The following is a 2,559-nucleotide window of genomic DNA, read 5'->3' on the forward strand; positions in this document are numbered from 1 at the left end:
GCTCCGGCCGCGGCACCCGCCGCCCCCACGACGACGGCCGCCGCCGGCGCTGGCGAAGCCCTGTACAAGCAGGCGTGCCAGGTCTGCCATGCCGCCGGCATCGCAGGTGCGCCCAAGTTTGGCGACAAGGCCGCCTGGGCCGAGCGCCTGAAGGACGGCATCGACGGCATGACCCGCATCGCCATCGCCGGCAAGGGCGCCATGCCGCCCCGCGGCGGCACGCAGGCGTCGGACGCGGACATCCATGCGGCGGTCGAGTTCATGGCCAACGCGGCCAAGTAAGACGAGGCACCCGACCTACCACAAAAGGCGGGGCATTCAACTCCATGCCCGTTTGGTAAGCCCTGAGAATTACTCAGGGCACTTCACAAAAGAAAAGGGACAGCGATTGCTTGTCCCTTTTTTTTATGCATTAACCAAATGAACTGCATCCGGCAGGAATTCTCTACGGGGCGGACATCTCACTTCGGTTAAAACGATCGAAAATTCCCTTTCAAACTGGAATCATTGAAACATCAATTCAATCAAAAGGCAAAAATCACTGCTTGACTTTTAAATTCAGTGAGAGCCATGTTATTATCAATTTAATCTTTCAATGACTTGATAATAATATGTCCAAGCTTGATATCACAAAGCTGCCCACAGTGATGCGATCAAACAATTGGGAGCGTGGGGCCCAATTGATGGAAAAGTGGTTTTCAGACCCATCAAACTCATCCCCCTCGAATGGTATAGCGTCTACAGACATCATTACCATGGATTGGGTTCTTGGCTTTTCCCGAGCGCGCCAAGTCTACGACACGCTGATCTCGGAACGCATTTGGCTGAATGAAGCTGCCCGCAGGGAGATTGTGAAGCTCCTCAAACGAAAGAACGCACTGGGCAGCGGCAAACAACGCTTCTTGCTCCCCAGGATGCTCCAGTCCATGGAGAATGAAGCCATTCAATTCCGCGTGATTGGCGGAAACATGGACATGTTAGTGGGCCCCATGGACGACTTGAGGACCGCATTGGGCAACTTCACGTTCCGCCTGGTGGTGGCCGGAACCGTAGAGGCTGAAATGACCGAGAAAAAAGTTGCTTCAGGCCCAGCACCGAAGGTTCCGACCGGCAATTATCTGGTGACCATCGAGGAGGTAGGCATCTATGTCAAGGACTCCTATGACTTCAATGATGCAGCGGGCGAGGACCAGGATCTTGGAAACTGGAACTTCGAATCCAATAGCGTCGGGCGAACCGGTTTGAATGGCGGCTTCAACGTCCGCAATTCTGATTTCAGGAAATGGCGCTCGGCCAATGGGAAAGGCGGTGATTTTCTGATCTATTCCGATATGCGGGTGCTCAAGCAGACCACGAACAATACGTTCTTGTTCAAGCCTTAGAACCATGGCCCATCCAAGCGCATCGCGCTCCAAATTCTTGGCCTTGCTCGTCGCCGTGGCGCTGGGGGTCTGTGGCTGGCTGTCGTTCACGCCCAGCGGGCGCAAGCTGTGTTGCTCCAGCGTTTACAAAACCTTCACCAGTCCGGACCAACGCTTTCAAGTGGCCGTGTTCCGGATCGGCTCGCCGTGGCGAATGTCGCCCGGCGCTTCCGCAGACGCCCCTGGCTTTGTGCAGCTCCAAACCCAGGACGGCACCGTCTTGCAAGAGACGAACATCGAAGCCGTGCAACTGGTAGATCAGGTCCACTGGGAACCACGGAGCGTGGAGATCAAGCTGATCGCCGAATGGGTGCTTCCCGGCTCGTGACTGGCTTTCATAGGCATCTTCGGTGAAGACGAGGTCATATCCGAAGTGAAGCGCCCGGCCGCTCGGGACAACGCCAGCAGGTAAAGCCTTGAGAAAGTGTGTGCGCCGGCACTGCCGCGCCGCGCAGAACCGCCCGGGGCCCGGCAACGGCTCAGACCCGGAACACCGAGGGCTGCAGCACGTAGCCATAGCGCACCGGCAGATCGGCCGCCTGCACCGGCTGCGGGTCCCACTGCCCGGCCTCGACCGCCTGCGCGGCGGTTTCCATGTCCAGCGTGTGCGCCAGCCCCAGCACGGTGCCGTCGAACAGGTACAGGCGACCGGCCTCGTCCAGCAGGCATTCGCGGGCGGTGGAGGCGCGGCCGGTGTGGGCGACCAGGGTGAAATCCGGCTCGATGCGCCAGACCACCGGGGTGATCTCCAGCTCCACGTACACGCGCTGCGGGCCATTCTGGAAGAACCAGCGCCCCTGGGCGTCGGCCTCGTAGTTGCGCTGGATGAAGTCGATGAGCTTGCCGTGCGCCAGCAGCGAGCCTTTGGCCTGCGGGAACGGCCCCTGGGCCTGGGTGGCGTCGTCGCGCATGTACCAGCGGCCCCGCGCGTCGAGCCCCAGCCAGCCGTAGCAATCGGGAACGTTGGGCCACTTGGCGATGGCCTGCTTGACGATGTCATCCATGGCGCGATGCTATCGAGGGGGTTTCGCCGGCTGCGTAGTCCGGTGCCCCGTGGGCCGCCAGCCAGCCGGCCACCTCGGCCGGCATGGCGCGCACGTGGCCCGGCAGGCGCCCCGGGGCGAAGCCGACGTGCCCG

4 protein-coding genes are annotated in these 2,559 nt (G+C 60.3%); 3 read left to right on the plus strand and 1 reads right to left on the minus strand.

What is annotated here, in order from left to right; all coding sequences use genetic code 11:
- The 3 genes from AC27IQ_RS22290 to AC27IQ_RS22300 all read left to right on the plus strand — a co-directional run.
- On the plus strand, positions 1-282 hold a 282-nt coding region (locus AC27IQ_RS22290), incomplete at its 5' end, for a c-type cytochrome (protein WP_487090836.1).
- A 329-nt stretch (positions 283-611) separates the two neighbouring features.
- Positions 612-1,382 carry a DUF6402 family protein gene (locus tag AC27IQ_RS22295; RefSeq protein WP_487090837.1) on the plus strand — a complete coding sequence of 257 codons (771 nt, stop codon included), beginning with the start codon at positions 612-614 and terminating at the stop codon, positions 1,380-1,382.
- Between the two features lie 37 nt (positions 1,383-1,419).
- Complete coding sequence (locus AC27IQ_RS22300; protein ID WP_487090838.1) at positions 1,420-1,749, plus strand: hypothetical protein; 330 nt, start codon at positions 1,420-1,422, stop codon at positions 1,747-1,749.
- Between the two features lie 151 nt (positions 1,750-1,900).
- Here the strand turns inward: AC27IQ_RS22300 and AC27IQ_RS22305 are convergent, their stop codons facing one another.
- Positions 1,901-2,425, minus strand: a complete 525-nt coding sequence (locus AC27IQ_RS22305; protein ID WP_272565753.1) for a DUF2946 family protein — start codon at positions 2,423-2,425, stop codon at positions 1,901-1,903.
- Between the last annotated feature and the right edge of the window lie 134 nt (positions 2,426-2,559).

The sequence above is a fragment of the Acidovorax sp. KPB24-07 genome (assembly GCF_057543315.1).